This is a genomic window from Collinsella aerofaciens (assembly GCF_040926405.1).
Classification (GTDB): Bacteria; Actinomycetota; Coriobacteriia; order Coriobacteriales; family Coriobacteriaceae; genus Collinsella.
On sequence record NZ_JBCOIG010000002.1, the window covers coordinates 102,954 to 122,949 of the forward strand.

14 protein-coding genes are annotated in these 19,996 nt (G+C 60.3%); 5 read left to right on the plus strand and 9 right to left on the minus strand.

Annotation, left to right across the window (positions count from 1 at the left end):
• Nucleotides 1-363: 363 nt before the first annotated feature.
• From xerD to arcA (AB5758_RS01460), 9 genes are all read right to left on the minus strand, one after another.
• Entirely contained in the window at nt 364-1,305 is a 942-nt protein-coding gene (xerD, locus tag AB5758_RS01420) for a site-specific tyrosine recombinase XerD (RefSeq protein ID WP_271731827.1), read from the minus strand.
• A gap of 2 nt (nt 1,306-1,307) precedes the next feature.
• A complete protein-coding gene (gene pyrG, locus AB5758_RS01425; RefSeq protein ID WP_368141272.1) occupies nt 1,308-2,969 on the minus strand; it encodes a CTP synthase in 1,662 nt (553 codons plus the stop codon).
• Between the two features lie 178 nt (nt 2,970-3,147).
• Entirely contained in the window at nt 3,148-3,486 is a 339-nt protein-coding gene (locus AB5758_RS01430) for a helix-turn-helix domain-containing protein (RefSeq protein ID WP_040358312.1), read from the minus strand.
• 256 nt (nt 3,487-3,742) lie between these two features.
• A complete protein-coding gene (locus AB5758_RS01435) occupies nt 3,743-5,224 on the minus strand; it encodes a DUF1846 domain-containing protein (RefSeq protein ID WP_006234276.1) in 1,482 nt (493 codons plus the stop codon).
• 555 nt (nt 5,225-5,779) lie between these two features.
• The gene (locus AB5758_RS01440; protein WP_369831688.1) at nt 5,780-7,267 is read right to left on the minus strand and encodes a YfcC family protein; all 1,488 of its coding nucleotides are present in this window, start codon (nt 7,265-7,267) and stop codon (nt 5,780-5,782) included.
• Nucleotides 7,268-7,405: 138 nt separating this feature from the next.
• The gene (gene argF / locus AB5758_RS01445; protein WP_006234279.1) at nt 7,406-8,401 is read right to left on the minus strand and encodes an ornithine carbamoyltransferase; all 996 of its coding nucleotides are present in this window, start codon (nt 8,399-8,401) and stop codon (nt 7,406-7,408) included.
• Nucleotides 8,402-8,506: 105 nt separating this feature from the next.
• Entirely contained in the window at nt 8,507-9,748 is a 1,242-nt protein-coding gene (arcA, locus tag AB5758_RS01450) for an arginine deiminase (protein ID WP_368155327.1), read from the minus strand.
• Between the two features lie 573 nt (nt 9,749-10,321).
• The gene (locus AB5758_RS01455; RefSeq protein ID WP_346965444.1) at nt 10,322-11,446 is read right to left on the minus strand and encodes an aminotransferase; all 1,125 of its coding nucleotides are present in this window, start codon (nt 11,444-11,446) and stop codon (nt 10,322-10,324) included.
• Nucleotides 11,447-11,595: 149 nt separating this feature from the next.
• On the minus strand, nt 11,596-12,837 hold the full coding sequence (gene arcA / locus AB5758_RS01460) for an arginine deiminase (protein ID WP_055309804.1): 1,242 nt from the start codon (nt 12,835-12,837) through the stop codon (nt 11,596-11,598).
• Nucleotides 12,838-13,394: 557 nt separating this feature from the next.
• On the opposite strand from arcA (AB5758_RS01460), the gene ppk1 reads away from it, so the two are divergent.
• The 5 genes from ppk1 to AB5758_RS01485 all read left to right on the plus strand — a co-directional run bounded on the left by ppk1 (nt 13,395) and on the right by AB5758_RS01485 (nt 19,731).
• Nucleotides 13,395-15,974: a polyphosphate kinase 1 gene (gene ppk1, locus AB5758_RS01465; protein ID WP_346965167.1), complete on the plus strand. Its 2,580-nt coding sequence runs from the start codon at nt 13,395-13,397 to the stop codon at nt 15,972-15,974.
• Nucleotides 15,975-16,072: 98 nt separating this feature from the next.
• On the plus strand, nt 16,073-17,401 hold the full coding sequence (gene rlmD, locus AB5758_RS01470) for a 23S rRNA (uracil(1939)-C(5))-methyltransferase RlmD (RefSeq protein WP_117770114.1): 1,329 nt from the start codon (nt 16,073-16,075) through the stop codon (nt 17,399-17,401).
• 106 nt (nt 17,402-17,507) lie between these two features.
• Nucleotides 17,508-18,050, plus strand: coding sequence for a DJ-1 family glyoxalase III (locus AB5758_RS01475; RefSeq protein ID WP_055287259.1), 543 nt, complete (start codon nt 17,508-17,510; stop codon nt 18,048-18,050).
• Complete coding sequence (locus tag AB5758_RS01480; protein ID WP_117770115.1) at nt 18,047-18,628, plus strand: Maf family protein; 582 nt, start codon at nt 18,047-18,049, stop codon at nt 18,626-18,628. Before AB5758_RS01475 ends, AB5758_RS01480 begins: the two co-directional genes overlap by 4 nt.
• 101 nt (nt 18,629-18,729) lie before the next feature.
• Complete coding sequence (locus AB5758_RS01485; RefSeq protein ID WP_368141646.1) at nt 18,730-19,731, plus strand: P1 family peptidase; 1,002 nt, start codon at nt 18,730-18,732, stop codon at nt 19,729-19,731.
• The last annotated feature ends 265 nt before the right edge of the window (nt 19,732-19,996 follow it).

The window sequence follows — 19,996 nt, forward strand, 5'->3', positions numbered from 1 at the left end:
CCTTTCCCCACCCCTTCCCCCACCCCGCCCCACCACTCCACCCTCAATATGTTGTAAAACACCCCCGAGCATATGTTCGAAAACACAATATGTTGTGTTTGCAGCAAAGGCGTGATGCCACCTGTAGAACCACGCCCGCGAACCTCAACCTTCAAGTTGACCTTGAGGCGATTTTTACGTCCCTTTACACGCCGTTCACATCGCCCCCAAACTCCCCCACCCACGACACACACGGCCCACCACCGCGTCGGTGTCTGGCGAAAAATGGGACGGGCCCCAGATTGCCCATGCGCGCAAAAGTGCGTCTCGGCAATCTGGGGCCCGTCCCCTTTAATATTTATAAATATGCAGGTCAGCGAGGTGCTAGCGATGTGCCAGCGGGTGCGCCGCCAGATAGACCTCGGTCAGTTGCGTACGATCGACATGCGTGTAGATCTGCGTGGTCGATATATCGGCATGCCCCAAGATCTCCTGTAGCACACGGAGGTCTGCGCCGCCCGCAAGCATATGGGTGGCAAAGGAGTGACGCAGCGTATGGGGATGGAGCCCCACCAGTCCCACCTGGCGCCCGTAGCGCTCACAGATGGCATGGATGCCCTGGCGCGACAGACGGCGGCCGTTCTTATTTAAAAAGACCGCCGAGGTCTCGGTTCCGCGGGCATGGACCGCCAAGCGAGAACGCCCCTCAGTTACATAGAGCGTCAGAGCTCGCGCCGCGCTTCCCACCAGCGGTGACAGGCGTTCCTTTGAGCCCTTACCGCGAACGAGCACAAAGCCATCGTCGATATGGATATCGCCCACATCGAGCCCCACCAACTCGCTCACACGTAAGCCGCATCCGTAGAGCACTTCCAAGATGGCATGGTCGCGCAAGCCCATCTCGCCCTCGGGGAAGTCTTGATCGAGCAGCGCCGAGACATCCTCCACCGATAGATACTCCGGCAAACGCTCAGCCTTTTTAGGCAGGCGCAACGCCGCCGTTGGATTTTGGGCCACAGCCCCATCGCGCACCAAAAAGGCATGCAGGCCCTTCACGGCCGCAAGCGCACGCTCCACCGAGGCATCGGAATAGCCCCCATCGCGACGGTCGGCGACAAAGCCCTCCACGACCTGACGGGTCACCTCTTCAAAAGACACAATACCCGCCCGCTCCAGATAGGCGCAGTACGTCGTCAGGTCACGACGGTAGGCCGCAATCGTGTTGCGCGCCAAACCCCGCTCGACCGCGAGGTAATCGAGATACTCCCCCGCCGCCACGGCGAGCGACGAGGGAGTAGCTTCGGTATGTTCCTTATTCGCCGGCACCCTTAGTCCGTAGCGAGGTTCATGGGCGTCACCTGCAGACGGTCGACACCCTCGTGCTGGCCGATCGAAGCGCGCACGAACTCGCGGAACAGCGGCTGCGGGTTGGTCGGGCGGCTCTTGAACTCGGGATGAGCCTGGGTTGCCACATACCACGGATGCACGTCGCGCGGCAGCTCGACCATCTCGACCAGGCGCTCGTCGGGCGACAGACCCGAGATAACCAAGCCGGCGTCCTCGAGCTGGTCACGGAAGGCGTTGTTGAACTCAAAGCGATGACGGTGACGCTCGTAGACGAGCTCCTCGCCATATGCCTCGCGAGCAAGGGTATCGGCGGCGAGCTTGCACGGATAGGCGCCCAGGCGCATGGTGCCGCCCTTCTCGGTCACGTCCTCCTGCGAGCTCATCAGATCGATGACGCTAAACGGGCCGTCCGGATCGAACTCGGAGGAGCTGGCGCCGGCAAGGCCGACGACGTTGCGGGCGAACTCGCACACGGCCACCTGCATACCCAGGCAAATGCCCAGATACGGAATCTTGTGCTCACGGGCAAACTCGGCCGCGAGGATCTTGCCCTCCAGGGCGCGCTTGCCAAAGCCGCCGGGGACCAGGATGCCCGAGGCGTCGCCCAAAACCTCGGAGACATTCTGCTCGTCGAGGCTCTCGCCGTCGACCAGCTGGACGTCCACATGGCGATCGTAGAAGACGCCCGCATGGTGCAGGGCCTCGATAACCGACAGGTACGCATCGGGCAGCTGCGTGTACTTGCCCACGACGGCGATCTTCACCTTGTCGGCGTGATGGTTGGCGTGATTCTGTTTGCGCAGGAACTCATTCCACTCGCTCATATCGCGCTCACGCGGGTCCAGACCCAAGCGCTCGCAAATGCGCAGGTCAAAGTCCTGCTCGGCAAGCAGCTGCGGAACATCGTAAATGCTCGCGCAGTCCTCGTTGGTAAAGACACAATCGGTGTCGACGTCGCAGAAGCTTGCGATCTTTCCGCGGATAGCGTCATCGATATGGTGGTCGGAGCGCAGCACGATGATATCGGGCTGGATGCCAAAGCTGCGGAGCTCCTTGACGGAATGCTGCGTGGGCTTGGTCTTGGCCTCGTGGGCGGCGGCGATATAGGGAACGAGCGACACGTGGATGTAGCAGACGTTCTCGGGGCCGGCCTCCTTGCGGTACTGACGGATGGCCTCGACAAACGGTTGGGACTCGATGTCGCCGATCGTGCCGCCCAGCTCGGTGATGACTACATCGGAGCCGGTCTGCTCCTCGATGCGGCGGAACTTGTCCTTAATGGCATTGGTGACGTGAGGAATCACCTGCACGGTACCGCCCAAAAAGTCGCCGCGACGCTCGCGGGCGATCAAGCTCTTATAGACGGCGCCGGTCGTAAAGTTGGAATCGCGGGTCAGGTTCTCATCAATAAAGCGCTCGTAATGACCCAGGTCCAGGTCGGACTCGTAACCATCCTCGGTAACGAAGACCTCACCATGCTGGAAGGGGCTCATGGTACCGGGGTCGACGTTCAGATACGGATCGGCCTTCTGCATCGTTACTTTGTAGCCACGCGACTTGAGCAGACGGCCCAGCGAGGCCGCGGTGATACCCTTGCCCAGGGACGAAACCACGCCACCGGTTACGAACACATGCTTGGTCATATTGAGTTACCTGCGCTTCCCGTAGAAGTTGTTTATCCACATCTTACGGGTCTTCATTGTAATACTCGCGCCGCGGACCGTTCGCAATTTTTCTCGCGTGCGATTGCATTTCTCAATCTTGAAACAAAACGCCGCCCGGTTTCCCAGGCGGCGTCGCTATGGCAAGGGTTACATGCTGCTATCGATCAGCAACCTCGTCCTCAAGCATTTCTTGAACGAGCATGCCGGTACGGACGCCCTCAAGATACCACTCGCCACGTTCGGTGAGGCAAATGCCATTTGCAAGCTGACCGCCGTCGTCGCTATAACGCGAGACGACATCAATCATGCCTTCGGAATCCAAGCGATCGATTGCGGCGCGGGCACGATACGGCGAAACCCCCACGCGCTCGGCAAGCGTTTTGCGCGAGAAACCATACGGCCCGCCATTGTCTTCGGTTTGCTGGTCGATCTCCATCAACACCAGCACCTCGACACGCTTCATATCGTTGACACTCGCACGACCCTTGCCCGCCATAGCAGCCTCCTCAAACCGAGCACGAGCATCTAACGCGCCGTGCGCGACCGACACACCTCACGATGGCAGGTAATATCCATCATGCGGCATCCCGCTAAGGATGAAACAGTTACGGTTATTGTATACCGCTCAAATTGTTTCTAGGCAGGTAAACAGCTATTTTTCGCCGAAATAGGCGCTTTATTGATCAAAAAGCCGTACCGGGCGCTAACCCGATACGGCCAAAATGCAATGCAATTACCGCGGTGCTTCAAACTTAGCGATGGAAGAAACCGCGGCGCTCAAACTTGGGCTCGCAGCACACGTTGATACCCAGTTTGCGCAGTACCGTCTCGTCCGTCGGCGAGATAATCACGCTAAAGAAGGCATCGCAACCGCGCAGCTGCTCCAGGCCCGAAAGGACGCGAGCGGCCGTCTCACTCGTGGCCGAGGTGATCGACAGCGCCATAAGCGTCTCGTCGGTGTGGAGGCGCGGGTTTTTGCTGCCCAGGAAATGCGTCTTGAGCTTGCTGATGGGCTCGATCGCTTCATCGCTAATGACCTCGAGCTCAAGGTCGACGCCCGAGACATGCTTAAGTGCATTCATGATGAGCGAGCTCGCAGCGCCCAGGCGCGTGGAAGTCTTGCCGGTCACCACGGAGCCATCGGGCATAACCATGGCACCCACGGGACCACCCGTCAGCTGCTCCCTGGTGAGGGCCGCCGAGCGCGCCGGTGAGTAGTTCTTATCGATGCCGGCTTTCTTCATAATGATCTTGAGACGGTCGACTTGCTCATCGCCCACGCCGGTACGGCGCACATTTTCGACCGCGGTAAAGTAGCGGCGGACGATCTCCATCTTGGAAGCGTCGCGGCAGGCATCGTCATCGGTGATGGCAAAGCCGACCATATTGACGCCCATGTCCGTAGGACTCTGGTAGGGGCTCTTGCCCAGGATCTTTTCCATCAGAGCACGGACCACCGGGAAGGCCTCGACGTCGCGGTTGTAGTTGACCGTGGTCTTGTTATAGGCCTCAAGGTGGAAGGAGTCGATGATATTGGCATCGTCGAGGTCCGCCGTGGCCGCCTCGTAGGCGATGTTGACCGGATGCGTGAGGGGAAGGTTCCAGACCGGGAAGGTCTCGAACTTGGCATAGCCGGCGGCCGTGCCATGCTTGTGCTCGTGATAGAGCTGAGACAGGCAGGTGGCAAGCTTGCCCGAGCCAGGACCGGGGGCAGTGACCACGACGAGCGGTCGGGTGGTCTCGACAAACTCATTCTTGCCGTAGCCATCGTCGGACACGATCAGATCGACATCGTGCGGATACCCCTCGATGGGATAGTGCAGCTTGGCGGGAATACCGAGCGCGTTCAGGCGGTTGCGGAACACATCGGCAGCAGGCTGGCCGGCGTACTGGGTGATGACCACAGCCGCGACAGCAAAGCCGTTGCCGCGGAACAGGTCAACCAGGCGCAGCACATCCTCGTCATAGGTAATGCCGAGGTCACCACGAGCCTTGTTTTTCTCGATGTGGTTTGCGTTGATCGCGATGATAACCTCGACATCGTCGGCGATGCTCTTGAGCATGCGGAACTTGCTGTCCGGTTCAAAACCCGGCAGCACGCGGCTCGCATGATAGTCATCGAACAGCTTACCGCCAAACTCCAAATAGAGCTTGCCACCAAACTGCGAGATGCGCTCCTTAATGTGAGCAGCCTGCAGCTCGATATACTTCGCGTTGTCGAAACCCTGGCGCATATATGGCTCCCGTCCCGTTTCCATTTAATGTTCTAGGCGATTATAACGGAGCCCGCCCTCCCCGATACCCAGACCATCAACAGGCACCAACCAAACACGCTCACCACAACCACCGGGGACCCGGGGCAGCTCGTTTAGAACGGGGAACAAGTCACTCAGCACCAACAACAAAAACGTCGCAGGCAGAGCTGAAGCCAGCGAACGGGCACCAGAGCGAGCAAGCTTCCCCCTGCACCAACAAGGGGAACGTCGCAGGTTGAGCATAAGTCAGCGAGCGACGTCCAGAACGTACAAGTTGGCATGAAAAAGGCAAGGCATAGACCTTCTGGTCATGCCTTGCCTTTTGAATGACAAATTGTCGTTCTGGGCGGTGCGCAGCGTCGACTGGTTGCGCGGTTCGTAGAACCGCGCAACATGAGAGCGCCCCCTCCCGCGCACGGAACGGGAGGGGGCTAAAGGTAGGAGTCTACCGGTGGGTTGACCCCACCGGACAGACGATGACCAGGTGATCCTTTACAGGATCGTCAAGGTTTCCGTGGGGTACCCGTTGGGTACTTAGAGCATCACGCAAGCGACGGTCAGGATGATGGCGCAGACGACGGAGAGAGCGACGATGAGCTTAAGGGCAAACTTGAGCCAGGTCGTCCACTCGATCTTGGCCAGGGCGAGACCGCCCATGATGGCGCCGGAGGTCGGGGTGAACAGGTTCACAACGCCGATGGCAGAGGAGAAGATCATGACCATGACCTCGGGCGAGAAGCCGAGCTTAACAGCCAGCGGTCCCATGATAGGCATGGAGACGGTAGCCATACCAGAGGTCGAGGGGATCAGGAAGGACAGGCCGAAGTAGACCAGGAAGCTCATGGGAGCGAAGATCACGCCGGACAGGCCAGCCAGAGCATTGGCGGCAGCGTCGAGGACGTAGACGTCGAGGCCGGTGTTAGCCATGAGGACGGAGATACCACGGGCGAGGGCGATGACGAGAACAACGGACATCATGTCGGCAGCGCCGGTGATGAAGGTGTTAACGATCTGCTTCTCGGACAGGCCACCGATGATACCGATCAGGACGGCCATGAGGAAGAACCAGGTGGAAGCCTCGTCGAAGTACCACTGACCAATGGGCAGGCCGGTGATCAGGGCAGACCAGCCCTGGACGACGGCGTTACCGTCGGCGTCGTAGACAGCGCCAGCGTCGAAGAAGTTGGCGACGCCCTCGTTGAGGTCGGCCAGCGGAATGAAGCCGACGATCATGACGACGAAGGTGAAGGCAAAGGCGATCAGAACACCCTTCTGACGACCGGTGAGCTTGACCTCATTGTGAACCTCGGAAGCAGCCTTGCCGTGAGCCTCTTCAGCGTCCTTGAGCTCCTGCATCGACAGGATGGTGGAACCCTTGTCAGCCTTGACCTTCTTGGCATAGCTCATGACGAAGAAGATGGACATGGCAGTGGTAACAATCCACAGGACGGCACCGAGGCCGATGATGATGGACTGGTTGACCTCAATGCCAACGCCGGTCAGAGCGTCGACGGCAGCGCCGACGGCGAACGGGTTAACCGTGGAGCCCAGGCAGCCGCAGCCAGCGCCGAGCAGGACGGTGGCGGCACCGACCATCGGGTCGAAGCCAGCGGCCATCATGGTAGCGGCAAGCAGGGCGTAGAAGGGAACGGTCTCCTCGCACATACCATAGGTGGTACCACCGAGGGAGAAGATGAGCATCAGCACGGGAATGAGCATGATCTCGTTGCCCTTAAGCTTCTGCACCAGGACGGCGATGCCGTTGTCCAGGGCGCCGGTCTCGGTCATCATGCCGAGGAAGCCGCCCAGGATCATAACGAAGAGGCAGACGGGCAGAGCGTCAGCGAAGCCCTTAATCGGGGCGGTGCAGAAATCGCTCAGACGGGCGGCAGTAACCGCGCCGCCGGACGTGCCGGAGACGATAACGGTAATCACTGCAACAATTGCCAGCAGAGCAAGAAGAATGGTGAACGATGAAGGCATACCGCGCTTTTTCTTAGCGGTCTCAGTCATAGTTCTCATCCCCCCTTCATAAATCATTTACTGATCTCGCCCGAAGCGGCTCTTCCGTGCCGTGCCTGCCGCTCGATGCGAGATTTTTACCAGATAAAGCCGCTCGGGGTGTTCAACAATACACCCCGAGCGAGATGCTAGATGCACTTACTTGAGCGTGGCGTACATGACGGCCTTGATGGTGTGCATGCGGTTCTCGGCCTCGTCGAAGACCTTGGAAGCGGGGCTCTCGAAGACCTCGTCGGTGACCTCCTGCTCGGTGATGCCGAACTGCTCGCACTTCTCGGCGCCAATCGTGGTGTTGGTGTCGTGGAAGCTGGGCAGGCAGTGCAGGAAGATGGCACCCGGGTTGGCCATAGCCATGACCTCGGAGGTGACACGATACGGGGTGAGCTGAGCGATGCGCTCGGCCCAGACCTCGTCAGGCTCGCCCATGGAGACCCACACGTCGGTGTAGATAACGTCGGCACCGGTGACGCCGTCCTTGACGTCGGTGGTCAGCTTGATGGTGCAGCCGTTGGCCTCGGCGATGGGCTTGCAGGCCTCGATGACGTCGTCAGCGGGCATGCACTCCTCGGGGCCGCAGGCCACGAAGTTCATGCCAAGCTTGGAGCAGACAACCATGAGGGAGCGAGCAACGTTGTTCTTGCAGTCGCCCATGAAGACGAGGGTCTTGCCCTTGATGTCGTAGTTGAAGTTCTCCTGGACGGTCAGGATGTCGGCGAGCATCTGGGTGGGATGCCACTCAGTGGTCAGGCCGTTCCACACGGGCACGCCGGACTTAGCAGCGAGCTCCTCGACATCGTCCTGGGCAAAGCCACGGAACTCGATGCCGTCATACATGCGGCCGAGAACGCGGGCAGTGTCCTCGATGGACTCCTTCTTGCCCATCTGCGACGAACCCGGATCGAGGTAGGTGACGCCCATGCCCAGATCCATGCCGCCGACCTCGAAGGCGCAGCGGGTACGAGTAGAGGTCTTCTGGAAGAGCAGAACGATGTTCTTGCCCTCGAGATAGCGGTGCGGAACGCCAGCGCGCTTCATATCCTTGAAGTTCTTGGAGAGCTTGAGCAGGTACTCGATCTCCTCGGTGGTGAGGTCGAGAAGCTTGAGGAAGCTACGGCCGGAAAGGTTAACACCCATGGTTTGATTCCTTTCGAAGAAATGAATTACGTAAGTATTAGTGGTGCCCGTTTAACGGGCGAAGCCGGTGCGGTTGTAGGGGGACCGCACCGGAAACGGAAAGACTTAGAGGTCCTCGCGCCAGAAGGGCATGCTCATGCAGCGCGGGCCGCCGCGGCCGCGGGAGAGCTCGGCGGAGGGCACGACGAGAAGGTCCAGGCCCTCCTTGTACAGCACGTCGTTGGTGACGGTGTTGCGGGCGTAGACGCAGATCTTGCCGGGCTCGACGCACAGGGTGTTGGAGCCGTCGTTCCACTGCTCGCGGGAGGCCGCGATCGGGTCGCCGCCGCCGCAGGGGATCAGCTTGACCTGGTCGACGCCGGTGGCGTCCTCCAGGACGTGCTCGAGGGTGTCCTCGATCAGGCGGATGTTCACGTCGCCCGGGTTCTTGCCGGCGGTCAGCTCGTAGACGCGCAGGGTGCCCATGATGGCGGGGTGGATCGTGAACTTATCGACGTCGATCTGGGTGAAGACCGTGTCGAGGTGCATGAAGGCGCGCGAGACCGGGATGTCGAAGGCCAGGATGCGCTCGACCTTGGAGTCGGAGTTCCAGAAGATGTTCTGGGCCATGACGTCGATCGCGGCGGCCTGGGTGCGCTGGGAGATGCCGACGGCGAGGGTCTTCTCGTTGATGTTCAGCACGTCGCCGCCCTCGGTGTGGAACTGGCAGTCGCGGCGGAAGTACAGCGAGACGTCCTTGTAGTCGGGGTGGTACTTGAAGATGTACTTGCCGTACAGGGTCTCGCGGTTGCGGGTGACCGAGTACATGCGGTTGAGGTTGACGCCCTCGCCGATGACCGCGAACGTGTCGCGGGTGAAGTAGAGGTTGGGCATCGGGTCGATGATCAGGTCGGACTCGGACTCGGAGTTGACCAGGGAGTCGAGGGTCGTGGACGCCGTGAGGGGCATGTCGATCTCGGACTTGGTCATGCCGGCCATGGTCTTCTTGACGAACTCGAGGTTGTCCTCGATGGAGTCCAGCTTCTCGCGGACGATCTGCGGCATGTGCTGGCCGCGGATGCCGGCCTCGGCGATGTACTGGTCGGTGAACTCGGCGCGGGCGCCGGGGACCTGGTCGAACACCTCGGCGACGAGGTTCTCGAGGTAGAGCACCTCCACGCCCTGGTCCCTCAGGATCTGGGCGAAGGTGTCGTGCTCCTGCTGCGCGACCTCCAGGAACGGGACGTCGTCGAACAGGAGTCGCTCGAGCTCGTCGGGCGGCAGGTTGAGGAGCTCGTCGCCGGGACGGTGCAGGCAGACCTTCCTGAGCTTGCCGATCTCGGAAGGCACGTGCAGACCTTTCGTCATGGCCTCCTACCTTTCTTTCGGGCCCTTGTCAGGGCCGATTCGTTAGCGCCCCTCCGTGTGAGGCGTTATTGCTGACGACATATTTATATCCAAAATCAGCCCATACTTCCACCTTGCCCCCGAACGGTTTTTTATAGGGAGTGAACGGCATACACATATACTTCACGCATGGCACACTTCATCTTAATAAAGCGTATTTACGTGCTTAAACGCGTTTTCAATCCTAAAATCAAATGGAACTTAACTTTGTTAAATCATCCTCAAATTGCATATTTCCACTAAAGCTATGAATAGAATTAGCGGTTCATACCGCGTCTCAACCATTTTCATTTTTATTCAGAAAAAAGATTGTCCTATTCATTTCTGGTAAATAAATTACCGTTTACCAGACGCTTGATACCGTTCACCGGAAACTCAGTATAAGGCCCAGCGGATACCGGCTCGCTTTACGGCCCCATTTGTAACAACTTGACTTCTCGGTATAGAAAAACGGACCCGCTTCACTAGGGAAACGGGTCCGTTTTCGATTATCTTCGGCCAATTTAGATAACGCCCTCGAAGATCATCGGAATCCTAGCGATCAAACTCCGCCAGCGCCTCGCCCAAAAGCCTCAGGCCCTCGCGCAGAACGTCCTCGCTCGCGCAGTAGCCCAGGCGTGCGCCACAGGGAAGCTCAAAGCGGCTGCCGGGTACCAGCAGCACTCCCCTCTCGGACAGCAGGCGCTTGCAGAACTCCTCGTCGTCCTCGGGAATATCCAGCTGGATAAACGAGGTAGACACGCCCTGTGGGGCCGTCCAGGAAACGCGATGCTGCGTATCGATCCAAGCCTGCGCGATATCGCGGTTGCCAAACACGATCTTGCGATTGCGCTCGAGGATCTTGTCCTTGTGCTCAAGCACATAGGTCGCCAAGGCGTCGTTGAACACACCGCCGCAGATCATGGTGTAATCGCGATAGGTACGGATGCGGTTGGACACCTCTTCGTCGGCCACGACCCAGCCCACGCGGGCCGCAGGCGTCGAATAGGTCTTCGACAACGAGTTGGTGACAATGGCCCTCTCGTACACGTCGACCATCGACATAAAGGACTCAGTGTTTTCGAGCGGCAGATACACCTCGTCGCACAGCACGTAGGCGCCCACCGAACGGGCGATCTCGGCAATCTGGCCGAGCATATCGGTATCGAGCACCGTACCGATGGGGTTCGATGCGTTGTTTATGCAGATAAGCTTGGTGTTGGGGCGCACCAAGCGCTTGAGTTCCTCGATATCGGGCTTCCAGCCGAGTTCCTCGCGAAGCTCCCAATACTCGACCTCGGCGCCCAGCGTGCGCGGAATCTCGTAGAGCGGTGCGTAGGTGGGCCACTCGGCGATAACGTGGTCGCCGGGCTCGACCACGGCCATGATGGCGTTGAGGTTCGCACCCGTGCAGCCATTGGTCTGCAGAATGTGGTCGGGATTGACCTCCCGACGATACAGCTTGGCAACCACGGCCTTAAACTCCGGCGAGCCCTCGATCCAGCCGTAGTTCATCTTCTCGCGGTCCAAGCGCTCGTAGAACGTGGCGCCGTCCTGCTCATCGAGCGCGCGCAGCTCGCCCATGGTGAGCGACGAGATCGTCGACTGGGCGATGTCCCACGTGGCACTTTTCTCCCAAACGTTGAGCCATTCCTCAACGCCAATCGTCTTGATGTCCATGGCCAAGCTCCTTACAAAAGCAGTCATCCAATCGTGTTGACGTCCCTCATACAAGATTGGGGCGGTGCGAAAACCCGCACCGCCCCAATGGGAGACATCTAATTGCAGCTAGATGTATGTATTATGACCTGTACGGGTCCTGAAAGACCTTAGAGGTCCTCGCGCCAGAAGGGCATGCTCATGCAGCGCGGGCCGCCGCGGCCGCGGGAGAGCTCGGCGGAGGGCACGACGAGAAGGTCCAGGCCCTCCTTGTACAGCACGTCGTTGGTGACGGTGTTGCGGGCGTAGACGCAGATCTTGCCGGGCTCGACGCACAGGGTGTTGGAGCCGTCGTTCCACTGCTCGCGGGAGGCCGCGATCGGGTCGCCGCCGCCGCAGGGGATCAGCTTGACCTGGTCGACGCCGGTGGCGTCCTCCAGGACGTGCTCGAGGGTGTCCTCGATCAGGCGGATGTTCACGTCGCCCGGGTTCTTGCCGGCGGTCAGCTCGTAGACGCGCAGGGTGCCCATGATGGCGGGGTGGATCGTGAACTTATCGACGTCGATCTGGGTGAAGACCGTGTCGAGGTGCATGAAGGCGCGCGAGACCGGGATGTCGAAGGCCAGGATGCGCTCGACCTTGGAGTCGGAGTTCCAGAAGATGTTCTGGGCCATGACGTCGATCGCGGCGGCCTGGGTGCGCTGGGAGATGCCGACGGCGAGGGTCTTCTCGTTGATGTTCAGCACGTCGCCGCCCTCGGTGTGGAACTGGCAGTCGCGGCGGAAGTACAGCGAGACGTCCTTGTAGTCGGGGTGGTACTTGAAGATGTACTTGCCGTACAGGGTCTCGCGGTTGCGGGTGACCGAGTACATGCGGTTGAGGTTGACGCCCTCGCCGATGACCGCGAACGGGTCGCGGGTGAAGTAGAGGTTGGGCATCGGGTCGATGATCAGGTCGGACTCGGACTCGGAGTTGACCAGGGAGTCGAGGGTCGTGGACGCCGTGAGGGGCATGTCGATCTCGGACTTGGTCATGCCGGCCATGGTCTTCTTGACGAACTCGAGGTTGTCCTCGATGGAGTCCAGCTTCTCGCGGACGATCTGCGGCATGTGCTGGCCGCGGATGCCGGCCTCGGCGATGTACTGGTCGGTGAACTCGGCGCGGGCGCCGGGGACCTGGTCGAACACCTCGGCGACGAGGTTCTCGAGGTAGAGCACCTCCACGCCCTGGTCCCTCAGGATCTGGGCGAAGGTGTCGTGCTCCTGCTGCGCGACCTCCAGGAACGGGACGTCGTCGAACAGGAGTCGCTCGAGCTCGTCGGGCGGCAGGTTGAGGAGCTCGTCGCCGGGACGGTGCAGGCAGACCTTCCTGAGCTTGCCGATCTCGGAAGGCACGTGCAGACCTTTCGTCATGGCCTCCTACCTTTCTTTCGGGCCTTACTGGCCGAATGTATCAGCGCCCCTCCGTATGGGACGCTGCTTGCTGACAGCTCTAGTTATATCCAAAAACCACCTGCAATTCCACCTCGCCCCCGAACGGTCAGCAAAGTGCGATGAACGGTATATCTCATATGATTCCCCCATGATGCACTTCGGTTCTCTAAAGCAGGTTTTCAAAGGTAAATGTTCTTTTTTCTAAGGAATTAAGCTAGATTGCACAAATATTTTCATGTTTAGGAATTGCATAGCTAAAACGGTTTTCTGCATATATATGTCGTTTGTTCATGATTCAATTTGGATTCGATTGTATTCAGCTCTCAATCATTCTTATTCATACATCCTCACCAATTGAGTATGGATATAGATTGTTTCTAAACGAGTTGGGCAGTTAGTTGCATGCCTTGGCAGCGTAAGAAGTAGGTAAAGATACCGTTCGTGCGATGCGTCCGTGCCACAGGTCGACTAAATTGAGACAATAGTGATTAGTGTTAGGCTACCGTCCCTTGTGGGGACTGAACGGACAGATGCATATGCCGAGCAAAATCGAAAAGAAGCAAGCCGCCGCAAAGCTGCGCAAACCGCCGCGCGACTTCTCGTACACGCAAAACCGAGAGCTCAGCTGGCTACGCTTTGACAACCGCGTGCTCGACGAAGCCTTCGACGAAACCGTTCCGTTATTCGAGCGACTAAAGTTCGTCTCGATCTTCGAGTCCAACCTCGACGAGTTCCTTATGGTGCGCGTGGGCGGCCTGTCCGATCTGGCGGAGCTCAAAAAACAACCTGTCGACAACAAGAGCAATATGACCGCCTCCGAACAGGTCGATGCTGTCATGGCCGAAATGCCCGGGCTCCTTACCCGTTGGGAGTCCATCTTTAAGAGCATCGAGGGCAAGCTCGACACCTTGGGCGTTCACCGCGCCCACATCGATTCGCTTACGCCCGAGGAGCGCACCTTTGTAACCCGCTACTTCCAGGCCTACGTGTCGCCGGTCATCTCGCCGCTGGTCATCGATCCTCGCCACCCCTTCCCCAACCTGCGCAACGGCGCGCTCTATCTGGCCTGTGGTCTGGACGGCGCCACCGACGAGGAGAGCCTGCTGGGCCTTATCGAGATTCCCGCCTCGATGAACCGCGTGGTCGAGATCCCCTCGCCCACCGGCACCTACTCCTACATCTTGCTCGAGGACGTCATCCTCGCCTGCCTGGACAGCTGCTTTGGCTCCTACAAGCCACTCGACCGCGCGCTCATCCGAGTCACCCGCAACGCCGACATCGATCCGGACGGCGAGGGCGTCGAAGAGGAAGAGGACTACCGCCAGCACATGAAGCGCATTCTCAAGAAGCGCCTGCGTCTGCAGCCGGTAGTGCTCGCGGTCTCGGGGTCGCTCGAGAAGGCGACGCTCAAGACCATCCGCAAGGCGCTCGAGCTTTCGCGCCGCTCGGTCTTTACCTGCGATATCCCGCTCGACCTGGGCTACGTCTTTGGCATTGAGGGCAAGATTCCCGAGCACCTGCGCAACGAGCTCCTCTTTACGCCGTTTAAGCCGCAGCCCAACCCCACCATCGATATGACCCGCTCCATCCGCGAACAGGTGCTGCAGCACGACAAGCTGCTCTTTTATCCCTACGAGGCCATGAACCCCTTCCTGGATCTGGTGCACGAGGCCGCCTACGACCCCGAGTGCATCTCGCTGCGCATCACACTCTACCGCGTGGCCAAGCAGAGCCGCCTGTGCGAGTCGCTGATCGATGCTGCCGAGAACGGCAAAGAGGTCACGGTGCTCATGGAACTTCGTGCCCGCTTTGACGAGCAGAACAACATCGAGTGGGCCGAGCGTCTGGAAGAGGCGGGCTGCACCGTCATCTATGGTTCCGAGGGCTTTAAATGCCACTCAAAGATCTGCCAGCTCACCTATCGCGAGGGCATGGCGCTCACCCGCCTCACGCTTTTGGGCACCGGCAACTTTAACGAGAAGACGGCCAAACTCTACAGCGACTTTATGCTCATGACAGCCCATCCCGGCATCGGTGAAGACGCCAACCTGTTCTTCCGCAATCTGTCGCTGGGCAACCTGCGCGGCGACTACCGCTTCCTGGGTGTGGCGCCCGTCGGACTGAAACCGCTCATCATGCGCGGGCTTGACCGCGAGATTCAGCGCGCCCTTGCCGGCGAGCCCGCCCGCGTGTTCTTTAAGCTCAACTCGCTGACCGACCGCGAGGTCATCGACAAGATCGCCGAGGCATCGTGTGCCGGCGTGCGCGTAGACATGATCATCCGCGGCATCTCGTGCCTCAAGCCCGGTGTTTCGGGCAAGACCGAGAACGTGCATGTCCGCTCCATCGTCGGACGCTTTTTGGAGCACGCGCGTGTTTACGCTTTTGGCGTGGACTCGGACATGGTTTACCTGAGCTCAGCAGACATGATGACACGCAACACCGAGCACCGCGTGGAGATCGCCTTCCCCGTGCTCGACCCCACCTGCCGCGCCCTGGTACACGAGTACATGGGCATGCAGCTGCAGGACAACGTGAAGGCCCGCAGCCTCACGAGCGACGGCACCTGGGTCCCCGTGGAGTGTGCAGAGGGTGAGAAACCCTTCAACTCGCAGGAAGCTCTACTGGAGCGTGCCTATCGCAACGCCGAGGCCGCCGCGCAGCAGCGCGCACAGGAGAAGGAACGTGTGGCCGAAGAAGCTATTCAGGACGAGGTTGAACATGGGGCAGCCGCCAAACCGGAAGCGGTTGCCGCTCCCCCGGTGAATGAGCCCGAGGCTGCCGCAGAGCCCGCCATGGAGAAAGCGCCCGAGCCCGCTACCGCGACTCCGGAGCCCGCCGCCGAGGCAAAGCCCGCCTCAGCTCCTGATCCGCAGCCGACCACACCCAAGGTCCAAGAGTTCCAGGCGACCGTCATTGAGCCCGAGCCTGCACCTGCACCTGCACCTCAGCCCGAGCCGCAGGTCACCAAGCCCGTATCCGAGACGAGCGCCCGTCGCGATAAGCCCGCCGGCAAGACCAAGGCCATCGAGCGCCATCGCCCCGGTCGCGTGCGCATAGGCCTGGGCCTGATCGGCCTGGGTCTTAAGACGCTCATTACCGGCAAGACGAAATAGTCGTTTGTAGAGGCAGTTTGTAGAAGCGCCCCGCATTTGAGGAAAGCCTCGGATGCGGGGCGCTTTTCCCTGCTACCATGGTGCGAACAACAACGCGAATGACAGGCAGGAATATGAAGCTCACTATAGAATCGATGACCTACGGCGCCGACGGGCTGGCACACGCCGACAACGGCAAGGCCGTCTTTGTGCAGGGCGCCGTGGCAGGCGACACCGTCGAGGCCGAGGTCGTACAGGACGGCAAGTCGTTCATGCGTGCCCGCACCACCGAGATTCTGGAGCCAAGCCCCGATCGCATTCAGTCTCCCTGCCCCTTCGTGGGCATCTGCGGCGGCTGCTCGTGGGGCAATCTCTCACGCACGGCACAGCTCGCCGCCAAGGAGCAAAATCTGCGCTCCACGCTCGAGCGTATCGGCAAGTTCAGCCCCGATCAAGTCGATGAACTGGTGCAACCCATCCGCCACACCAAGGATGATTGGGGCTACCGCAATAAAATCGAACTCGAGCCGACCGTTGTAAACGGCCGCGTGCGTCTTGGCATGCACGGTGTCGATCCTCGCAAGATCGTGACCGTCGATTCGTGCCCGTTGTTCGACAAACGCTTCCCCAAGGCACTCAAATCGGTCGTCGGCGCGCTCAATTATCTGAGCGGCAGCCACGACCTGGGCCTTGAGCGCGTGGGCATTCGCGCCTCGCGTCGCACCAAGGCACTCGAGGTGGCGCTCTGGACGCCTACGGGCTCTTTCCCGCGCTCGCAAGTCTCGCGCGTGTTGGCAGACGCCGCGCACCCCACAAGTGTCGTACGCGTGATGAGCAAGGGCGAAAAGAAGGCCCGCCGTGTTTCCAAGGTCGAAATGCTCGCCGGAGAGGGCTCATGGACCGAGAATATCGCCGAGGGTCAGATGCGCTTGTCTGCCCCGTCTTTTTTCCAGGTCAACACCAAGGGTGCCGAGATTTTGATCGAGCTTGTCATGGAAACGCTCGATCCGCAGGAAGACGAGCTTGCCGTGGACCTGTACTGCGGTGCCGGCACCTTTACCCTGCCGCTCGCCCGCCGCTGCGACTTTGTCGCCGCCGTCGAGGCCTACGGCCCCGCCGTGCGCGACCTGCGCCGTAACCTGGAGATCAACAAGCTTGATAACGTCGACGTCATTGGCGGAGACGCGGTGCGCGAGTTCCCCGACCAGGATGCCGACGTCTTGGTGGTCGACCCGCCGCGCGCAGGCCTCGCCCCCGAAGCGATCGACCTTATCGCCAGCACGAGTGCCCACGATGTCGCCTACGTGAGCTGCGACCCGGCCACCCTGGCGCGCGATCTCAAACGCTTTGTCGAAGAAGGCACCTTCTCCCCCGTAAAGATCACGCCAGTCGACCTGTTCCCACAAACCTTCCACTGCGAGACCGTCGTCCACCTTAGGCGCAACTAGCCACTTAATCATTGCTCAGAAAAATCATTGGGAAATCGAGCGTGGCAAGCGGAGGTCTTCGGGGTATAAGACGGCTAATTGTATGCCGCCTATGAAAGGAACCCTCATGCCCAGCGTTGCCGTTCTCGCCGCCGATGGCTTTGAAACTATTGAATGCTTGACCATGGTCGATGTCATGCGTCGCGGCGGCGTGCGTGCCACGCTCGTCTCGATTATGCCCACGCGTGAGGTCGTAAGCTCGCTGCAGATCCCCGTGACCTGCGATGCGCTCTTTGATGAGATCAACTTTGACGAGTACGACTGCGTCGTGCTGCCCGGCGGCCTGCCCGGTGCCACCAACCTGCGCGCCGATCAGCGTGTCTGCGACGTGGTCTGCGAGTTCGCCGCGACCAAGCACGTCGCCGCCATCTGCGCCGCCCCGTTTATCCTGGGCGAGCTCGACCTACTCGAGGGGCGCCACGCCACGTGCTTCCCTGGCTTTGAGAAAAGCTTCCCCGAAGGCGCCTATACTGGCGAGAAGGTCACGCAAGACGGCAACATCATCACTGCCAGCGGCATGGCACAGTCACTCCCCTTTGCATTGGAGCTGCTGCGCACGCTCGCCGGCGACAAGGCCGTCGAGAAGGTCGCCGAGGGCATCCAACTATGATTTTGGCTTCCCAATCGCCGCGCCGCATAGAGCTGATGCGCGAGGCAGGCTACAACATTCGCGTGATTCCCGCGGATATCGACGAAACGCCCTTTGATGGCGAGCCCCCGCTCACGCTTGTCGAGCGCTTGGCACGCGCCAAGGCGGCTGCCGTTGCTGCCGAGTATGCCGAGCCCAATGAGTTGACCGTCGCGGCCGACACCATCGTCACCTTCGACGGCAAGATTTTGGGCAAGCCGGCAACCGAGGACGAGGCGCGCACCATGCTCCGTGAGCTTTCGGGCCGCACGCACCAGGTCGCAACCGGCGTCTGCATCGTTAAGGCAGGCGATACGGCCGCCCCGCATGCCGCCGAGAGCCTGTCGTTTGTCGATGTGACCGACGTGACGTTCTACGAGCTCACCGACGAGCAGATCGAGCACTACGTTGCCTCGGGTGAGCCCATGGATAAGGCAGGCGCCTACGGCATCCAGGGCACAGGCGGCCGCATGCTCGTGCACGATATTTCGGGCGACTTCTATAACGTAGTGGGCCTACCCATCGCCCGCGTCGCGCGCGCGATTCAAAAACTCTCGTAATTGCATCTGGCGCTGGGTATTCCCCAGCGCCTACAATTTTGGCGTACCGTACGGATCCCGACCGGGCACAAGGCGCGGCGGAAAACCGATAGGAGTTAAACATGGATACACTGCTCGAGGCCATTGACGTCTGCGATGTCGATGGCTTTTGCTATGGCAACTATACGGACGAGGAGGCCGGCACCGGTTGCACCGTAATCGTGGCACCCGAGGGCGCCACCGGCGGCGTTGACGTACGCGGTGGCGCTCCCGCTTCGCGCGAGACCGACCTGCTACGACCCGAGAACACCGTCGACAAGGTCCACGCCGTCTGCCTTTCGGGCGGATCGGCCTTTGGCCTCGAAGCTGCAAGCGGCGTCGCTCGCGAGCTTGAGAGCCGCGGCATCGGCCTTCCCGTCGGCCCCACGCAGGTGCCTATCGTGTGCTCCAGCTGTATCTTCGACCTTGCCTTTGGTAACCCCACCGTGCGCCCCGACATTGAGGCCGGCATCGCCGCCGTGCGCGAAGCACTCGACCACACCCCCACCAAGCTCGAACAGGGCAACGTAGGCGCCGGCACGGGCGCTACCGTGGGTAAGCTCATGGGGCCTGCCACCTGCATGAAGGCCGGCCTTGGAGCTGCCGCCGTGGCACTCGGCCCCATCAAGGTGGGCGCCGTGGTCTCGGTCAACGCCTGCGGCAACGTTGTCGACCCCTTCACCGGCGAGTGGGTCTCCGGCATGCGCGCCGCAGCCGATAGCGACCAGATCGTCGACATGGAACTCGCAGCCTTTGCCGCCGCCGGATCCATGCAGATGCCGCTCGACCGCACCAACACCACCATCAGCTGCATCGTCACCAACGTGGAACTCACTAAGGCACAAGCCACCAAGGTCTCCCAGATGGCCGCAGACGCCTACGCACACGCCATCCGTCCCACGCACACCACCAACGACGGCGACACTATCTACACCCTCGCCAGCGGCAAACTGGGCGCCCAGGCAAGCGCCACCGTTCCCCTAGACCTGCTGGGCATGCTCGCAGTAAGGGCCCTGGAAACTGCCATCGTAAACGGAGCCAAAACCGCCAAAACCTCCCACGGCATCCCCGGTGCCGCAAAGTAAACTAGCTCGTCCGGTTGCCCGGTGGGCCTTGGTTATGTTTGCTGCTCTACAGTCCTGGCTCGCACGAAGAGCACATTAAGTGCTCTTCGGCTCGTGCGGAACTCGCGACAAACATAACCAAGCCCCACCGGGCAACCTACCAACCAGATTCTTTTCAGCCCAGGCCCCTGTGTACCGCGCGTCGAAGATCTTCAAATTCAAATAACCTGACAATCGATTCTTATAGCAGAGGCCCCTTGGCCTTTAGTTTGATACAAGTTCCGCA